The organism is Bacillus sp. FJAT-49711 (assembly GCF_018343715.1).
Classification (GTDB): Bacteria; Bacillota; Bacilli; order Bacillales; family Bacillaceae_C; genus Lederbergia.
On the sequence record NZ_JAGYPL010000005.1, the window covers coordinates 123,819 to 140,044 of the forward strand.

The window sequence follows — 16,226 nt, forward strand, 5'->3', positions numbered from 1 at the left end:
CACTTTAAAAAACCTCTTAAATTTCTGTTAAATATCTTTCTCCTCAAGTTCAAATATTGGAAGCCGTATCATAAAGCTTGTCCCGCTCCCTTCTATACTATCAACTGAAATGTCTCCTCGATGGTAATGAATGATTTCCTTACAAATGGAGAGTCCCAAACCATGTCCATCATTTCGTTCAATCGATTTCGTATAAAAACGTTCAAAAATATGTGGCAGATCGTCGGCAGAAATACCATTTCCAGTGTCAGATAGGATAAAAACAGCCTCATTTTTATTTAATTCGACTTTATGTTGAAAGGTGATTTCGCCAACTTTCGTATTTTTTATAGCATTAGATATAAGGTTTTGAATGACTTGCTCCATTCTTCTAATATCAACCTCTAGAAGTGGATATTCACCATTTATAGAAGGTGGTTCGATTTGGACGGAAAAAGCTAGATTTGCATTGACTACATCATGCTCAAATTGCCTCCATAAATGTTTAAATAACTGATCAGAAGGGACGTACTCAAAATGAAGCGACATTCCACGTGATTCTAGCTTTGTCAGTTCAAATAAATCTTCAATCATCCGATTAAGCATTAATAATCGTTGATGACTTCTTTCCAAATAAAGTTCCTTGTCTTCTTCTTTTGTAATGACTCCTTCTATAATGGCTTCGATATAACCTTGGACAGAAGTAATGGGGGACCTAAGGTCATGAGATATATTAGATAAAAATTTCCTCCTCATTTCTTCCGATTGAGCTAAGTCAAGATTTGCCTTTTCTAAATCTTTGTATGCAAATTCTAATTGAGCCGTTCGCTCCTTAACCTTCCCCTCTAAATTTCTGTATAATAAAGCATTTTCCAATGAAATGGCTGCTTGGGTGGAAAGTATATTCAATATCTCAATTCTTTCTTTTGTAAAAGCGTGAGTCATTATATTGTTTTCCAAAAACAAGGTGCCAATTAATTTGCCTTGGTGTAATATTGGAAAACATAGAACGGACTTCGGTTGATATTTCTTCATATAAGGATCGTGCTTAAACATCCCGCCCACATCACCATTTGACAGAACAACAGGTTCGAGACTTTTTTCTACGTAGTAGATCATATTAATCGGATATTCAATAATTTCTTCTTCTACGAACGTCATAATCTTATCTACAGTTCCAGAAGCTACAGGCTTTAATCGTTCCTCCATTTTCAAAAACATAATCATTTTTTGTGCACCACTATTTTCTAATACAATATTCATAAGTCGAGCAAGCAGCTTCTCTAATACAATTTCCCCCGAAAGTGCTTGAGCAGCTTTCATCATTGTTGCTAGATCAACGGAAAGGTTCACCGTATTTTCTACCTTATCTGCATAACCTTCTTTTAATAGATTCTGATATTCATTTCTTAATAAATTCGACCTTCTTACCGCTCCCCAATTTTCATATGCCAAAACAGCTTGAGTTAAATACGCTTTAGCTACAAAAGGCAAGCTACGAGAAAAGTAAAAACTCCCTGCACATTCATTTGCAATGGCAGTATCTTGAATAAAACCATTTTTCTGTGCCAGTAAAATGGATTGGTCATAATATTCAGCAGCTTTTGTGAAGTCTTTTTTGATTCTTGCTTCTTCTGCTTTAATTAAATAGTATTTATGCTCATAATTAACAGGAGAATGTTTTGACCATCTCCGCCAAAGAGAGAGTTGTTTTTTTAATTGCTTACGTATAACCATTTTATTTTTAATCGTTGCATCTTTATACAGCTTAGCCAACCATAAACCTTTATAAAAATTATACTCAGGTGCAATGACAAGAGTTAAAGAACCATCGACAAGCTTATTTAACTTTTCCATTAACTCTTTTGCAATATCGAGTTCATCCAATAAATAAGCCAACTGCAAACGAACAGTGTAGTGTACAACTTCTGCAGATTCATCATCAGTTATTTTCGGAAAACCCCAATCTGGTTTAACATTCGTTTCATTTAAAATATGAATCCAATATTTTAATTCGTTCAAATAGTTTTTTGATAAATCATATTGAATTTGATTGGAAAAGTGGAGCTGAGCATCTATTGTATTTAGTGTTTCTTCCAGCTGATGACCTTTTAAAAAACTAGTCATACAAATAAATGAGCTGCATGCTCCCGCGAGATGGGCATTTCCTGATTCAATACAATGTTTTTGTGAATGCTCCAAATATTGTTGACTATAAATAATATGATTTTTCCAATGATTCACAAAAGATCCGTACACAAAATAAACTCTGCCTAATAAATGGGCGTTCTGGCTATTCTCTGCTTCATCAAGAGCAAGACGACTAAATTCATAGCTCTCATTATATTGGTGGAAACCAGAACTTAAAATAAGTGCAAAATTATTATAGACGAGTGCAGATACATCTGTCGTTCCATACTTTATTGTAAAGTTAAAAGCTTTTAGCATTAATAATGCAGCTAGATTTTGGTCTACATGATAGGAAGGACCATTCATATTAATAAACGTCTGCAAAATAAGACGCTTGTCTTCTCCCGTTAATATAGGCAACGACTTCAAATCATTTGCTTTTCTTCTGCTTAAATATATCTTTGCTTTTAAAACTTCCTTCGCAACTGCAAGTTTTCCAGGTGTTTTATTTATATGCCATCCAAATAGTTGGAGTCCTTTCAATCCACAGTCAATTGCTTCTTCTACCCGATGCAAGTGCGTATATAATGAAATTTTCAATTGATAAATCCGAAGCTGCTCTTGCTTTGTTTGGACCTTGCTTAATGCCTCATCAAATCTTTGCTCAGCAAGCTCAAATTGATTATCTAAGTACTCCGCCTCTCCGAGTCCAATTGTCAAACGAGCAGATAGCTTATTATATTGTTCCCAGCCGTCTGCACCAAGTAATTCTTTACCTATTTTAAAAAATGAAAGTGAAGCATTAAATGCTGCTCCTTGCTTCGCTTTTTCCCCAGCAATACAGTTCCACTCTGCAAGCTGAAGCTTTTCATGGCTATTTAAATAATTACGGCATTGATTCAAATGATTGATAATCTCAAAGATTTTCTCCTCAAAATTATTTTTACTCGTGTAATACGATAATAGGAGTCTACCAATAGATAAATGATACTGTTCCTGTTCGGTTAATGTCATTGTTGAATATACTGCTTGTTGGATGCGGTCATGTAAAAATTTATAGGGAAGATGCTGCATTTCCTCAAGATCATTATCCATACCTTCATATATCCATTTATAACTAGGACTAAGTGGTAAGAGCATCCCTTCCCGCAATGCCTCCCATAGAGTATTGACCGTTATAATGGTATTTTCTTCATAAACCGCACTCAACACATTGATCTCAAACTCATTTCCAATGCAAGAGGCCAGTTTCATTAGCTTTTTCGTTTCATCAGGGAGCTTATTAAATCTCTCCACAATGAGCGCAATAATATCGTCTTGAATTTCAAGCTTCGTTAATTGTTGTAAATCACTTGTCCATTTTCTTTGTTCTTCATCATATGTAATTAATTGTTGGTCATAGAAGGATTGAAATAATTGCTTAATAAAAAAGGCATTCCCTTTTGTAATTTTTTCAATAAATGCTGCAATTTCTGCCGAATCATTCTTATTGCTATATAATGCATCCTTCACCCATTCTTCTATATCTTCAATGCGAAGCGGATTTAGACGGATTGTTTTCACAAGACCTTTGATAGCTTTAAGCTCTTTCGCCATAAGGTGAAAAGGATGGGTCACATCTACTTCATTATCACGATATGCGCCTATTACAAGTAAATATTGCACTTTTTTCTGAGATAGAATATATTGCAATAAATCTAAAGTAGCATGGTCTGCCCATTGTAAATCATCTAAAAATAATATGAGCGGATGGCGTTCACTTGAAAATACATTGATTAATCTTAAAAAAGCAAAACGTAAACGGTTATGGCTTTCAATTGCCGGCAAAACTTCTGGTTCATCTATATCACCAACAACCCACTTAATAGCGGGAATCATTTTTGTTATTGCAGATAAATATGGCCCCAGCTCTGTTTCTAAACGACCCTTCAAGTGCTGGATACTTTTTTCCCCTTCTGCCATTACTTGTTTTAGTAAATCTTGAAGGGCATGAATAAGTGGATGATATGGAGCATCTCGTTTTAATTGATCAAATTTTCCTGAAATAAAATATCCCTTATTTCGAACGAGTGGTTTCTGCACTTCATTTACAAGTGCTGTTTTTCCAATTCCTGATGCACCTGGAAGAAGTACAAATGAGCAATGACCTTTACAAACATGGTCGAAGGCTGCTGTGAAAATCTGTAATTCTTCATCCCTTCCATAAAGCTTATCCTCGATATCAAATATTTGATGTGGATCATTCTCAGCTAATGGAAAATCTATTGTTACTTCAAGTTTCTTCAAGTCATGCTTTAACCCAGCAGCACTTTGATATCGCGATTCCGGCATTTTTGCTAGTAGTTTCATGATGATTTCCGATAGTTTATGAGGAATTGTTGGATTAATCTTATGCGGAGGAATAGGTCTTTTAGCAATATGGGCATGAACAAGCTCAATTTGGTCTTCTACTTCAAAAGGCAGACGACCTGTTAGCAGCTCATAAAATACTACACCTAATGAATACAGATCTGTACGAGAATCAAGAAAACGATTAATCCGACCTGTCTGCTCAGGTGAAATATAATAAAGCTGCTTGCCTAGCATATAAGGATTCATATGGGCTCGATAATTTTCACGCTTGAGCATGGCAGCATGATGAAAACCGGTAATTTTTAATTCACTTGTCCCATCATTTATTAAAATATTATCTGGTTGAATATTTTTATGGATAATATGACTTAGATGAAGTTCTTCGATAATCGATGTGAGATTAACAGCAATCTGTAAGAAAAGCTTTATATCAATCACATATTTCTTTATATATGTGCTTAAAGTAATTCCATTGAATCGCTCTGTAATTAAATATGGTTTATTCCAATAGTTTTCTAACTTAATCGGTTTTAACAGCCCGTTTACTTCTAAACTTTTTGTCATATTATATTCATGAATCGCTGTAGCTAATTCCTGAGAATCAGATGTTTCCATAATCAGTTTCTTAATAAGAACAGGACGCTTTGATGTTCGATCCACAGCTTTAAAATATGTACAAGTTTGATTTGTTTCGAGCTCAACAATTCTTTCATAACCAGGCAAATTTATTTGTAGGTCTACTGCTGCATTCATGAAAATCCTCCATTAAATCGTGATGGGATATTTGTTTCTAACATAATCTTTACCCACATCTAACCACTCAGACAATACAAATACGAAAAACTTTAACAAATCTTTAGAATAATTTGAATGAAATTTATACTACAATCTGTATGATAGGACTCAAATGATGTTAGAGGTGATATTATGGTGCAGCTTACTGATCAGCACTCTTTAAAGAAACTGGGACATGAAATTCAATTGGATAAAGAATGGGTTTCATTAATCAAATTAGCCAAAGGTCAAGGGTTAAGCATTGAGCATGTACGTGATTTTTTCAAAGAAAAAAATCACGGCAATCAATACAAATCCGAATTAAACTTATAGCCAATTCCCCTTACCGTCGTAATAAACTCAGGTGAAGCTGGATCGGTTTCAATTTTTTTTCTTAAATTACTAATATGCACCATAACAGTCCGATGATCTCCAAAGCTGCTTTCACCCCAAACCATTCGGAAAAGTTGTTCAAATGAATATACCCGATCAGGATTGGCTGCCAGCAAACATAAAATTTGATATTCCTTTGTAGATAAGTGTATATCATTACCATTAGCCTTCACTGAATAAGACTCTTGGTCGATTGATAGTCCTGGATATGAAATGATTGGCATTCTATTAAAATCATTTTCTTTTGAATGAGAAGTTTTATCTAAAAGACGATTTCTGCGTAAATGCGCTTTCACTTTAGCAGTTAAAACCGACGGACTAAATGGCTTAGAAATATAATCGTCGCCTCCTACTCCAAGTCCAACAATTTTATCGACATCATCTTCCTTTGCACTTAAAAACAAAATTGGAACATCACTTCTCCGTCTGATCATTTGACATACCTCCAAACCATCTAATCCCGGCAACATCACATCTAAAATGATCAGATCTGGCTTTTCCTGTTCGAAGATATCCATAACCTTATACCCATGGTCCGCTTCGACTATACGGTAACCTGCATCACATAAATATAATTCCAGCACTTTACGAATATCATCATCGTCATCAACAATTAGAATGGTCTCCTTATTCATGATACCCCCCACTTCTCTCTATTTTAAGATAGATGACCTTTGGCAAAGAATACGCTTGCATAAAATTGGATATTCATTCCAGTACTATTTTATCATTCATTTAATAGATTCGATACTTTTTCTGGAAATTTTGTCGTTTAATAGGTTCTACCCCATTACCAAATAACTAAATTTACTCTTGATTTTATATATCATACTTATGTTATAACTATTATATTAGATGTAATATTGAAAGATAAAAATAAAAAGATAACATCTTAGAGAGGGTAATGGGGTATTGATAAAAGATATGACAGAAGGGCGGCCACTAAAGCTTATTTTTGCGTTTATGGGGCCGATGATTATAGGGGGATTATTTCAGCAGTTATATAATGTGGCAGACACATTAATTGTAGGGAAATTTGTAGGATCACGTGCCCTTGCATCGGTAGGTGTGACAGGTTCGACGTTTTTTTTCTTACTTTCCTTAACTCTCGGGCTGACAAATGCTTTTTCGATTGTAATGTCGCAGTATTTTGGTGCAAAAAATGAAGAAATGGTAAGAAAAACATTAGTAAGCTCTATTTATATCACGATTGTTTGCACCATTATATTAGCCTTTATAGGAATTTTTGGAGCTAGACCTTTAATGCTTTTATTGAATGCTCCACCCGATATAATTGATGATGCAACTCTTTATATTCAAATTTGTTTTGGCGGAAGTATAGGATTGCTTTTTTATAATGCTGCATCAGCGGTCCTACGGGCAGTTGGCGACAGCAAAACACCTTTATATTTTTTAATTTTATCATCTTTACTTAACGTCTTGCTTGATTTACTGTTTGTTCTCAGTTTTGGTATGGAAGTGGCCGGAGTGGCTATCGCTACAGTCATATCCCAAGTTGTATCCGCTTTACTTTGTATCATTTATACGTATAAAAAGTTTCCGATTTTCCGGGTGAGACGAACTGACTGGAGTCCTCACTTTAGCAATATTGGATTAATTTCTAAAATCGGAATTCCAATGGGATTGCAAACCTTACTGCTCTCTGTAGGAGAAATGACAGTGACAGGTGTGATAAATTCCTTTGGCACTAACGCTGTAGCCGCTTATACTACCGGCATGAGAGTTCAACAGTTTGCTACACTTGCCTTTTTTAACATGGCTCAAGCTTACTCCACCTTTGCAGCTCAAAATTTAGGGGCGAAGAAATTTACAAGAATCCAAGATAGCTTTAAAAAAGTCGTACTTATTTTATTAGCTATTACGCTTGTCTCCTCGGTGTTGATTTTTATTTTTGGTGACGTGATTGTTAGAATGTTTATCTCTAATGAAGATACTCACCTTGAAGCGATCGTTAAAATGTCAAAGGAATATTTATATATTAGTGCATGCTTTTTCCCATTCTTAGGACTAATCTGGTTTTACAACAATACGTTGCGCGGAATGGGTGAAGTGGCAATACCACTCTTTTCAGGTATTGTCGAGTTAATAGCAAAAGTAGGACTTTCCTTTATTTTGGGAATGATGTTTGGTCATATCGGTGTTTGGTATGCAGGCCCAATTGGCTGGGCGCTTGGATTAGTTCCATCCTTGATTCAATACCATAGTGGAAAATGGAAACGGTTGGCTGATCGGATTGCAGCATGATATATAGCCCCACACCTTAAATAGGTTGTGGAGCTATTTTTTATGTTAGCTTTTTACAATTTCAATAAATTGATAGAGTTTATCAAGTGTTTTAATGTTCTCGTTGCATTTTTGACTATCATTACAAATATAATTACCCCGATTGGTATACGTTTCTTTCCCACTTTTTACATTAGCCATGAATAACCCTACTTCCTCATGACCATTGCATAAAGAACAAATTCCTTTAGTAGTATTCCTAAATGTTCCATTTATCCCTAAAAGTTTTCCATTATAATCAAAAACGAGATATTTCCTTTCTGAACGCATATCATACCATCCCAAATATGAAACTTCCTTTAAATCTAATTCCATTGGCGGCAGTTTCAATTTCTTTGCTTTAGGAAATAATTTCTCTATCGTCTTATCTGATACTGTTCTAAACGGAATCCTGTAAGGCCCTAACTCATCAAGAAAATGAGTTGCTTGAATATCACTTTTGATTTCTAGAATTTTTTCGAAGCTCTCTCTGTAATGATCATATTCTGGGAACAAATTAATGACCTTATCTAGAGAACTGTAAGCTATTGCTTTAAGAACATCTTGATCTTTTATAGTTGAAAATGATTGTACTAAGTGTTTCACTTGAAATTTAATAAAGTTATATTGGTCACTTCTGATAAAAGGTTTTATATTCATATGGCTATTCATTTAAGACAGCTCCTTATTTTATAGTTTTTACTGAAATAAGGGGCAAAGCCATTATGATATTAGGCGATGTTTATTCATCTTCTACCTCATGCAAAGAATCGCCTTTCCATAGTAGGCTTTGCATGAGACGTTCCAACCCCTGACGCTTGTAAATTCGCCATGTGATATCACCTCCAGCAAACTTCGTAAGTATTATACAACAGATCCCCCATTAGTTGTAAATACAAAGATCCGCTACAAGGATCTAACCATTAGCGGATCTAATTTGTATTCTTATTTTTTATTCTCGCTTAGTTCATCACTACCACGATAACGCTGGTACGGCAATGTGTTCCAAGATCGATATTTAATATCATCCTCACGTAGGATCTTTGGAATATCTGCCAAAATCTTTTTGGCTACTTCCAGTTCCCTTTCTGCTTCTTCCTTGTCTTGATACATAAATTCGTCAGAAGCTGAAACAGGAGCTCGTTTTACCTTTTCTTCTAAATCCTCAATGACCATTTCTTGTTGGTGTCTAAGAGCTTCTCTAGTATCAGCGACCCATTCTGGCTGCAAATGACGATTCGTATCTCCTACACTACTATACTCATCAAAAATATCTCGATAAATTCTATCAGCATTTGAGCGGACATCAAGATTAGCCATTTCTAAATCGTGATTCGTCAAATCTTCGATGGTTAAAGGGATTGTTCGTTTCGGTCCACCGATCCTTGTTCTTTCTAAGTAGTATGGGAACATACTTTTAATGGTCTTTCCTACAGGTGAGATAGCGTTTCCATTTTCATCAAGACCTTTAGGCTGAACTCCTTGCATAGCGATTCGAGCCGATTCCGGCCGTACAATTTCTTTTGGCGGCATAATTCCATGACGGAGCATTTCGCGAATTCCTGTACCAGAAATGCTAATCCGATATCGCTCATCATGTGGACATGACTGGATAGTAGCTGGAGTATCACAGCGTGTACAATAAAAGACCTCGTAATACAAACGTACATCGATCCCGAGCTCAGACGGCTTAAACTGATCAAATATTCGATGACTTGCATACTTATCATAATAATCGCCAATTCCGGCATGATCTCGACCTATAAGTGCATGAGTGCAACCGTAGTTTTTCATGATTAAAGCATGTAAAACGGTCTCCCTTGGCCCAGCAAAAATGTATGTTACCCGCAGTGGAGCAAGAATAGATCTACCTTTTGGATAATACGTTTCTAGAACACTTTTATATGACAACATACGAAATTCGTGGCGTGTATACTCCCTTTTTGCCATTTCAACTAAAGGCTGAAGAAACAAACCGTCTACTTCTTCTAAAGCATTTTTATGAATGTATTCATGCCCTCTATGTAAAGGATTGGCTCCTGTAATAAAACCTGCTGTAGAACGAAACTTCTTCTCTTCATAAAATATACGCCATGTATCCTTAGGCTCTAGGCGAAGTTTCTCGAATGGCCCCCAATTTACTCGTCTTAATAACTTAATCGGTCCACCTAAGGCAGTATCTCCCATTCTTCTAAATATTGCATCAACTCCAGGGTGATTTCGATCTGTCGTCCCGAAAAGATGAGAAGCACGAAAATCTTTATCATAATCGAATATATCCTCTATTTGAAGAATGGCGACAGGCTCATTATTTTCGTCGGCAAGCGTGACTTCATCCCCAATTGAAAGGGATAATATTACTTCCTTGTTTCGATTACCAATTGGAGCAAAGCTTAACGGAGCTGGCCAAATTAAGCCATTTTTCAATCGGCCTGTCGTCAGTACGGAATGATAGTCAGCTTTATTCATAAACCCTTCATTAGGGGATAAAACACCTGTCGCTATCATTTCAAGTGTGATAACCGCTTCTAAATCTACCATAATTGTTGGAAGCTGCCTCGCCTTGCTCAATTCATCCTCCAACTCCTGACCAGTCACCACCTTGTTTACCAATTTACCGCCATGAGGCTGCTGTGGATAATTGGCAAACTTGCTTACCTCTGTAACATGTAACATTCCTCTTCCTCCCTTGTAAAAAAATATTTTTTTCGCAAGTGATGTCTGAAAAAATGTGTATTATATTTTGAATATTAACATAATAACTACTAAACTGAAAGCCTTCCTAACACTCTGGCTTGCAAATGGTAACTTTTATCCATTTCCTAAGAGAAACATATACTAACAAAAAAAGTAAAAAAGGAAGAACATAATGAGAATCTTGTTCCTAGAAACCCACCCTATGTGGATTCATGGACTTCCGAATGGATTTAAGGATTTAGGTCACCATGTGAAACTTGCAAATCCACACGAGGTAGAAGAAATTTTAAGAACCTTAAATGAATTTCAGCCACATTTACTTTTTACAATAGGATGGACACCAATCAACAACACTCCCGAACTTCAGAAAAAAATTGGCGAAGTTACTGAGGCGTCGGGTCTTCCGCATATTTATTGGGCAACGGAGGATCCAGGACATACACAACGTTTTTCATTACCATATATCCAGAGGACAAAGCCCGATTTCGTATTCACCATTTGTCCTGAAAGGATAGAGTTTTATGCAAATCATAATATTGATTCCGCCCATTTGGATTTTGGATACCATTCAAGTGTCCACCACCCTAAAATAAAAGATTCACATCATGAGAGTGAGGCCGCATTAGTTGCTAATGGGTATCCACTACTTTTTCAAGAAGACCCTACCCATCAACGATTTACTTCGTTAAAAGTATTAGTCGAGCCTTTTTTAGAATTAGGAAAAACAACATACTTTTATGGTCGTCGTTGGAATGAAATGAAAAAAATATTCAAAGAAAATGTGCCACAAAGCTGGATTAAAGGTTATTTGCCCTACACTGAGGCAAATAAAGTTTACAGTTCCGCAAAAATTAATATAGGTGTTCAAAATAAACAAACACAGCTCACCCAGAGAACATATGAAATTTTAGCATCCGGGGGCTTTCTGCTTACAACGGATACACCAGCAGTGAGAAAACTCTTTACACCCGGAAAGGATTTAATCGTTTCTTCATCATTGGATGAAACGAGGCAGCAGCTTGACTATTATTTTTCCAATCCAGAGGAGCTAAATAAAATTAGGGAAAATGCTTTGAAAGCTGTAAAGAAGCATTCTTATCAAGCACGCGCAAAGTATATTCTTGATATTTTATATAACCGGAACATCCTACCGTGGTATATCGATTGAAGGAGTTGTGAGGCGGTGTGAAAATATTATTTTTAGAGAGCAGCCCCATTTGGTTAAACGGACTCCCGCATGGGTTTCACGATCTCGGACATGAAGTAATGGCATCTGGACCGCTGACAAAAGAAAATACTCCTAGAATCATAGAACAATTTTCTCCCGATTTTATTTTTACAGTTGGCTGGGGGCCTGAACAGTCCATCACTAAACAGAATTGGATTCGGGAAAGCACAAAAAAAGCAAAACTAATTTATTGGGCAGTAGAAGATCCACATTTCACCTCCGTTTACACACTTCCATTAATAAAGCGCATGCGGCCAGATTTTGTATTTACATTGGCGAAGGACTTAGTTCATTTTTATAAAAATAGAGGCATTCCATCAGAACATTTAGATTTTGGCTTCCATCCGGCCATTCATCGAAAGGTCGAACCTATTGCGGATTTTAAAAGTGATATTTCAATTGTAGCAAACGGATATCCTTTAGTCCTTCAAGAGTCACCAAATCATTTCAGAAATGAATCATTGCGAATACTATTAAAACCACTTTTGAAAAATAACGTAAAAGTAAATATTTGGGGCAGACATTGGGATCAAATGAAGCCAATCTTAGGATATTCTATACCTAAGCGTTCTATAAAAGGGCATATAGGATATTTAGATGCAAATAAAGTATATAGTTCCTCTAATATTATTCTTGGACCGCAAAACTATAAAACACAAGTAACTCAAAGGACATATGAAATCCTAGCATCAGGCGGTTTTCTTATTACGTCTGATACTCCGGCGATCAGGGAATTATTTAAACCTGGTGAGGAGATTATTGTATCTTCATCCCCTGAAGAAACATTAGAATTAACTAAGTACTTTCTTAAAAATCAAACAGAGCGAGAAAAAATTCGCAAGCAAGGACAATTGGCTGTACAGCCTCACTCTTACAAAAACCGGGCTTCCTACATCATTGAATGTTTAAAAAAAGCAAAAATGATATAAAAAATGGCCATTTATTTTTTTGTTGGCCATTCCGCCAATTTTCCCTCTAATAATCTTTTATTTCCAATCATTCTTTCATCGTTCGGTCGATAAGAAAGGGCTATTTGATTATGTTCATATGACTTCTGATAATCGCCTAGCTTATAGTAGCAAGAACAAAGCTGCAAGTGCGGAAGCCACGTCCAACAAGCTACATTATAGATGCCTAAACAATCTTTATCCCATTCCAATTCAGTTGCAAGATTATACCAAAAAGTGGCCTCTTGTATCTTTTCTTCACTAAGAAACTTATAACCAATTCTGCAACAAAAATCTGCCCGAGGTTTTGCATATTTAAAAGATTTAAATGCAGTTTCAAGTTCTTTTTCATGTTCACCTAACCTAAAATAACAATCTGCCAATCTACCACAGGCTATAATTTTATCTTCATTCAATCCTTCAGGTTCAGCAAGAAAACGTTCATATATGTTTATCGCTTCCTCATAGCTTTTATGGCGGCGCAGCTCATTGGCATAGTATAAAAGATCTCGAACGGAAAAATCTTTGCCTTCTTTCAACCGCTTTTCATATATTAATAAATTCCGGCTTGCCCGCCCTGGTTTACTTAAATGGGTTATGGCAATATCGCTATGATATACCGGCCCGGAAATTTCAAGATATTCATGGACCGGCGATTTCCATTGAAAATATTTATTCGTTTTAACAAGTCGGTTTCTTCGTACCATTTGATAAGTTTCTCCGCCAGTTCCACGACCGACAATATAATCCATTGTCACCGTATTAAAGAAAGGATTTAAGGTTTCCTTTAATTCCTTAAAAAGCTGTCTGTCTTTTTCATAAAGAATATCATCAGCATCTAGCCACATTGTATATTCTTGAGAAGCAAACTGAAATGAATAATTTCTCGCTGCTGCAAAATCGTCTATCCAATCAAAATCAAAAATCTTGTCAGTAAATTGCATGGCTACTTCTTTTGTTTTATCTGTTGAACCAGTATCTACTATAATAATTTCCTCTACAAGATCCTTTATCGTTTCTAGGCATCTCCCTAGCGTATTTTCTTCATTCTTCACGATCATGCATAAACTGATAGAAACCAAGTTGATCAACTCCATATTAAAAGAAAAAACTTCTATATAAATAATAGAAGTTTTCTTCCTTAGTAAATTTTCTTGATTGCGATAAAAGCGATACTTTCATCAATCGGTGACAGGATAATGGCATTGCCAGTGATGTTTTGCAGCTGCAATATACTTGGGGCTTTCTCTATACTTATAATCGTTTCAGCCGAATCAATATAGTAGTTTTCATCTGCCCCTTTATAATAAGTTGCTGGTGAGTTAATTCGGTCATCCATATTAATTGAAAAATGAGAAACTTCATCTGATAGTACATAATAGATGATTCGATAGTCTCCAGGTTCATACAAAGTTAGCTTACCGGCATAATCATAATAATAATCGTTTTGATTTTCTTCTTTAATCCAAACCTTATCAAAATGGACCGAGTCCAAATCATCTACTAGCTGGCCAATATCCCCAGTTGATACTAAAACCGCATCTGCACTCGCGAGATGCCCGATGATTTGAGGATAGTTTTTACTAACTAAATGATTTAGCTTTATGTGCTGCAAATCCGTATGGTTATTAAAAGCGTCTTCTTCCACTTCATCTACTGTATCTATTTCATAAGTTGGATTACTGTCTCGTGTTGGTTCACAATCGTGGGTTGGATCGCAATCTCTTGTTGGTTCGTGATCGCGAGTTGGTTCGTGATCGCGAGTTGGCTCGCAATCTCTCGTTGGTTCACAATCACGGGTCGGCTCACAGTCTCTTGTGGGTTCACAATCACGGGTCGGCTCGCAGTCTCTTGTGGGTTCACAATCACGGGTCGGCTCACAGTCTCTTTTGGGTTCACAATCACGGGTCGGCTCACAGTCTCTTGTGGGTTCACAATCATGAGTTGGATCGCAATCTCTTGTGGGTTCGTGATCGCGGGTCGGCTCGCATTCTTCAGTTGGTTCACAATCGCGAGTTGGCTCACAGTCTCTTGTGGGTTCGTGATCGCGGGTTGGCTCGCATTCTTCAGTTGGTTCACAATCACGGGTCGGCTCACAATCTCTTGTGGGTTCGTGATCACTTGTTGGCTCAATCTCACCTAATGGACTGCAGTAGCAAATTGTTTTACAATTACATTTTCGTTTCTTTTCTCCATTTTGCGGTTCTTCATGATTATCAATTTCACATTGGATCCAATGTTCTGGTTTTAATGTATTAGATACAATCATATATTCATGAGTCTCGATATTCATATTAGGAACTTTTTCTAATTGAACATTATTTAGAGTAATGTCAAAATTAGTTACCAAAACTGAACATTTCGAAATACTGTTATTATTGTTAATAATAAAGATATTACAGCAGATAAGCATTTTTATCGGTGTTTTTTTACAAGGATGTTTGAGTAGTACGATGTTAAAATCGCTAAGCTCACACCTTAACTTCGAATTTGGAGGTACAATAATCGAAGTATTTTTTACCTGATGGATTTTAAGTTTTTTAGATTTATAACATCCTTCATTATTCTTTATAAATATTTCAATGCTCCCACATATTGCCATTGTAATATTGGGATGCAGCTTGCTATGACCTACGTCTACTTGCTCCAATCTACAATTTAAATCACCTTGGATTTCGAAAATATAATCATTCGAGTAGTTTTTTGTTCCTGCTCTCCCAATTTCATCGTTGGTTCTTTTTAAAACTTTATTCATCTTTTATTTGTCACCTCCATAAAGAAAAAACAGGCTCTTGCTCATATCTTACGAAGGCGTTTGCCATTTTGTATAGGCCGCATATCCAAAAATGACAAATATAATTCATCAACTCATCGAAAAAGAATTTATATGAAATGGGTTAATTAAATGTTCGAGCCCATATGAGATGATGCTCTCCCTTTCCCCAATAATCATGAAGAATGATTGAGGGCTCTCCTAATACATGTTTCCAATATTGTTGGGAACTTGAAAAGCCTGCATCTAAATAATATTGTTCTTGGCCTAAACGAACTAATTCCTTTTTAATTTGCTGGAACATAAATTTACCTATTCCTTTCCGTTGAAAACTTGGAAGTATATACACGCAACCAACTTCATATCTATTTTCAACTATACCAACGTGATCGGTTATGAATTCATTTGGTTTTGTAAGTGCGATTGTACCAACAATTTGATTATGAATTTCTGTCACGAAAAATAACGTTTTACCATTAAGCAAATTATCTTGTACTATACGATTTAGTCGCTCAACTTCAGTTTCAATAAGTTCAGAGCTCTTCTTTTCTCTTGTGACCAAGTCCTTTAAACAACTTTGAAATAAATCATCCAGCTCTACAATGTCTCTCTCTTTTATTTTTCTAAATTGCATATCATTTTCCTCCATAATAAACTACTCTTGAAGTAT

General features: G+C 36.0%; 11 protein-coding genes. 4 read left to right on the plus strand and 7 right to left on the minus strand.

The annotated features are described in order from the left end of the window. Positions 1 to 27: 27 nt before the first annotated feature. Complete coding sequence (locus tag KHA96_RS20645) at positions 28 to 5,214, minus strand: ATP-binding sensor histidine kinase (RefSeq protein WP_213131237.1); 5,187 nt, start codon at positions 5,212 to 5,214, stop codon at positions 28 to 30. 174 nt (positions 5,215 to 5,388) lie between these two features. On the opposite strand from KHA96_RS20645, the gene KHA96_RS20650 reads away from it, so the two are divergent. Continuing rightward, positions 5,389 to 5,568 (plus strand): anti-repressor SinI family protein, encoded by a 180-nt coding sequence (locus KHA96_RS20650; protein WP_213131238.1) that lies wholly within the window; start codon positions 5,389 to 5,391, stop codon positions 5,566 to 5,568. Here the strand turns inward: KHA96_RS20650 and KHA96_RS20655 are convergent. Next, positions 5,541 to 6,263, minus strand: a complete 723-nt coding sequence (locus KHA96_RS20655) for a response regulator transcription factor (protein ID WP_213131239.1) — start codon at positions 6,261 to 6,263, stop codon at positions 5,541 to 5,543. The two genes, KHA96_RS20650 and KHA96_RS20655, sit on opposite strands and share 28 nt — an antisense overlap. Positions 6,264 to 6,540: 277 nt before the next feature. On the opposite strand from KHA96_RS20655, the gene KHA96_RS20660 reads away from it, so the two are divergent. After that, on the plus strand, positions 6,541 to 7,893 hold the full coding sequence (locus tag KHA96_RS20660; RefSeq protein ID WP_213131240.1) for an MATE family efflux transporter: 1,353 nt from the start codon (positions 6,541 to 6,543) through the stop codon (positions 7,891 to 7,893). Positions 7,894 to 7,938: 45 nt separating this feature from the next. On the opposite strand, the gene KHA96_RS20665 is transcribed toward KHA96_RS20660, so the two are convergent. Next, positions 7,939 to 8,583, minus strand: a complete 645-nt coding sequence (locus KHA96_RS20665) for a FusB/FusC family EF-G-binding protein (protein ID WP_249315821.1) — start codon at positions 8,581 to 8,583, stop codon at positions 7,939 to 7,941. Between the two features lie 273 nt (positions 8,584 to 8,856). Then, positions 8,857 to 10,587: a sulfate adenylyltransferase gene (locus KHA96_RS20670; protein ID WP_213131241.1), complete on the minus strand. Its 1,731-nt coding sequence runs from the start codon at positions 10,585 to 10,587 to the stop codon at positions 8,857 to 8,859. Between the two features lie 193 nt (positions 10,588 to 10,780). On the opposite strand from KHA96_RS20670, the gene KHA96_RS20675 reads away from it, so the two are divergent. Both KHA96_RS20675 and KHA96_RS23430 read left to right on the plus strand, forming a co-directional pair. Next, positions 10,781 to 11,776 carry a CgeB family protein gene (locus KHA96_RS20675; RefSeq protein WP_213131242.1) on the plus strand — a complete coding sequence of 332 codons (996 nt, stop codon included), beginning with the start codon at positions 10,781 to 10,783 and terminating at the stop codon, positions 11,774 to 11,776. 17 nt (positions 11,777 to 11,793) lie between these two features. Next, complete coding sequence (locus tag KHA96_RS23430) at positions 11,794 to 12,765, plus strand: CgeB family protein (RefSeq protein ID WP_213131243.1); 972 nt, start codon at positions 11,794 to 11,796, stop codon at positions 12,763 to 12,765. An 11-nt stretch (positions 12,766 to 12,776) separates the two neighbouring features. Here KHA96_RS23430 and KHA96_RS20685 read toward each other — a convergent pair whose 3' ends face one another. The 3 genes from KHA96_RS20685 to KHA96_RS20695 form a co-directional block, all read right to left on the minus strand. After that, positions 12,777 to 13,880: a tetratricopeptide repeat-containing glycosyltransferase family 2 protein gene (locus KHA96_RS20685; RefSeq protein WP_349305819.1), complete on the minus strand. Its 1,104-nt coding sequence runs from the start codon at positions 13,878 to 13,880 to the stop codon at positions 12,777 to 12,779. Between the two features lie 44 nt (positions 13,881 to 13,924). Next, entirely contained in the window at positions 13,925 to 15,076 is a 1,152-nt protein-coding gene (locus KHA96_RS20690; protein WP_213131245.1) for a hypothetical protein, read from the minus strand. 604 nt (positions 15,077 to 15,680) lie between these two features. Further along, complete coding sequence (locus KHA96_RS20695; RefSeq protein ID WP_213131246.1) at positions 15,681 to 16,190, minus strand: GNAT family N-acetyltransferase; 510 nt, start codon at positions 16,188 to 16,190, stop codon at positions 15,681 to 15,683. Between the last annotated feature and the right edge of the window lie 36 nt (positions 16,191 to 16,226).

What these genes read in the sequence shown, in the direction of transcription:
- KHA96_RS20645 (WP_213131237.1), bottom strand. Translation starts at nt 5,214, where the DNA reads ATGAATGCAGCAGTAGACCTACAAATAAATTTGCCTGGTTATGAAAGA.
- KHA96_RS20650 (WP_213131238.1), top strand. Translation starts at nt 5,389, where the DNA reads ATGGTGCAGCTTACTGATCAGCACTCTTTAAAGAAACTGGGACATGAA.
- KHA96_RS20655 (WP_213131239.1), bottom strand. Translation starts at nt 6,263, where the DNA reads ATGAATAAGGAGACCATTCTAATTGTTGATGACGATGATGATATTCGT.
- KHA96_RS20665 (WP_249315821.1), bottom strand. Translation starts at nt 8,583, where the DNA reads ATGAATAGCCATATGAATATAAAACCTTTTATCAGAAGTGACCAATAT.
- KHA96_RS20670 (WP_213131241.1), bottom strand. Translation starts at nt 10,587, where the DNA reads ATGTTACATGTTACAGAGGTAAGCAAGTTTGCCAATTATCCACAGCAG.
- KHA96_RS20675 (WP_213131242.1), top strand. Translation starts at nt 10,781, where the DNA reads ATGAGAATCTTGTTCCTAGAAACCCACCCTATGTGGATTCATGGACTT.
- KHA96_RS20685 (WP_349305819.1), bottom strand. Translation starts at nt 13,880, where the DNA reads ATGGAGTTGATCAACTTGGTTTCTATCAGTTTATGCATGATCGTGAAG.
- KHA96_RS20690 (WP_213131245.1), bottom strand. Translation starts at nt 15,076, where the DNA reads ATGAATATCGAGACTCATGAATATATGATTGTATCTAATACATTAAAA.
- KHA96_RS20695 (WP_213131246.1), bottom strand. Translation starts at nt 16,190, where the DNA reads ATGCAATTTAGAAAAATAAAAGAGAGAGACATTGTAGAGCTGGATGAT.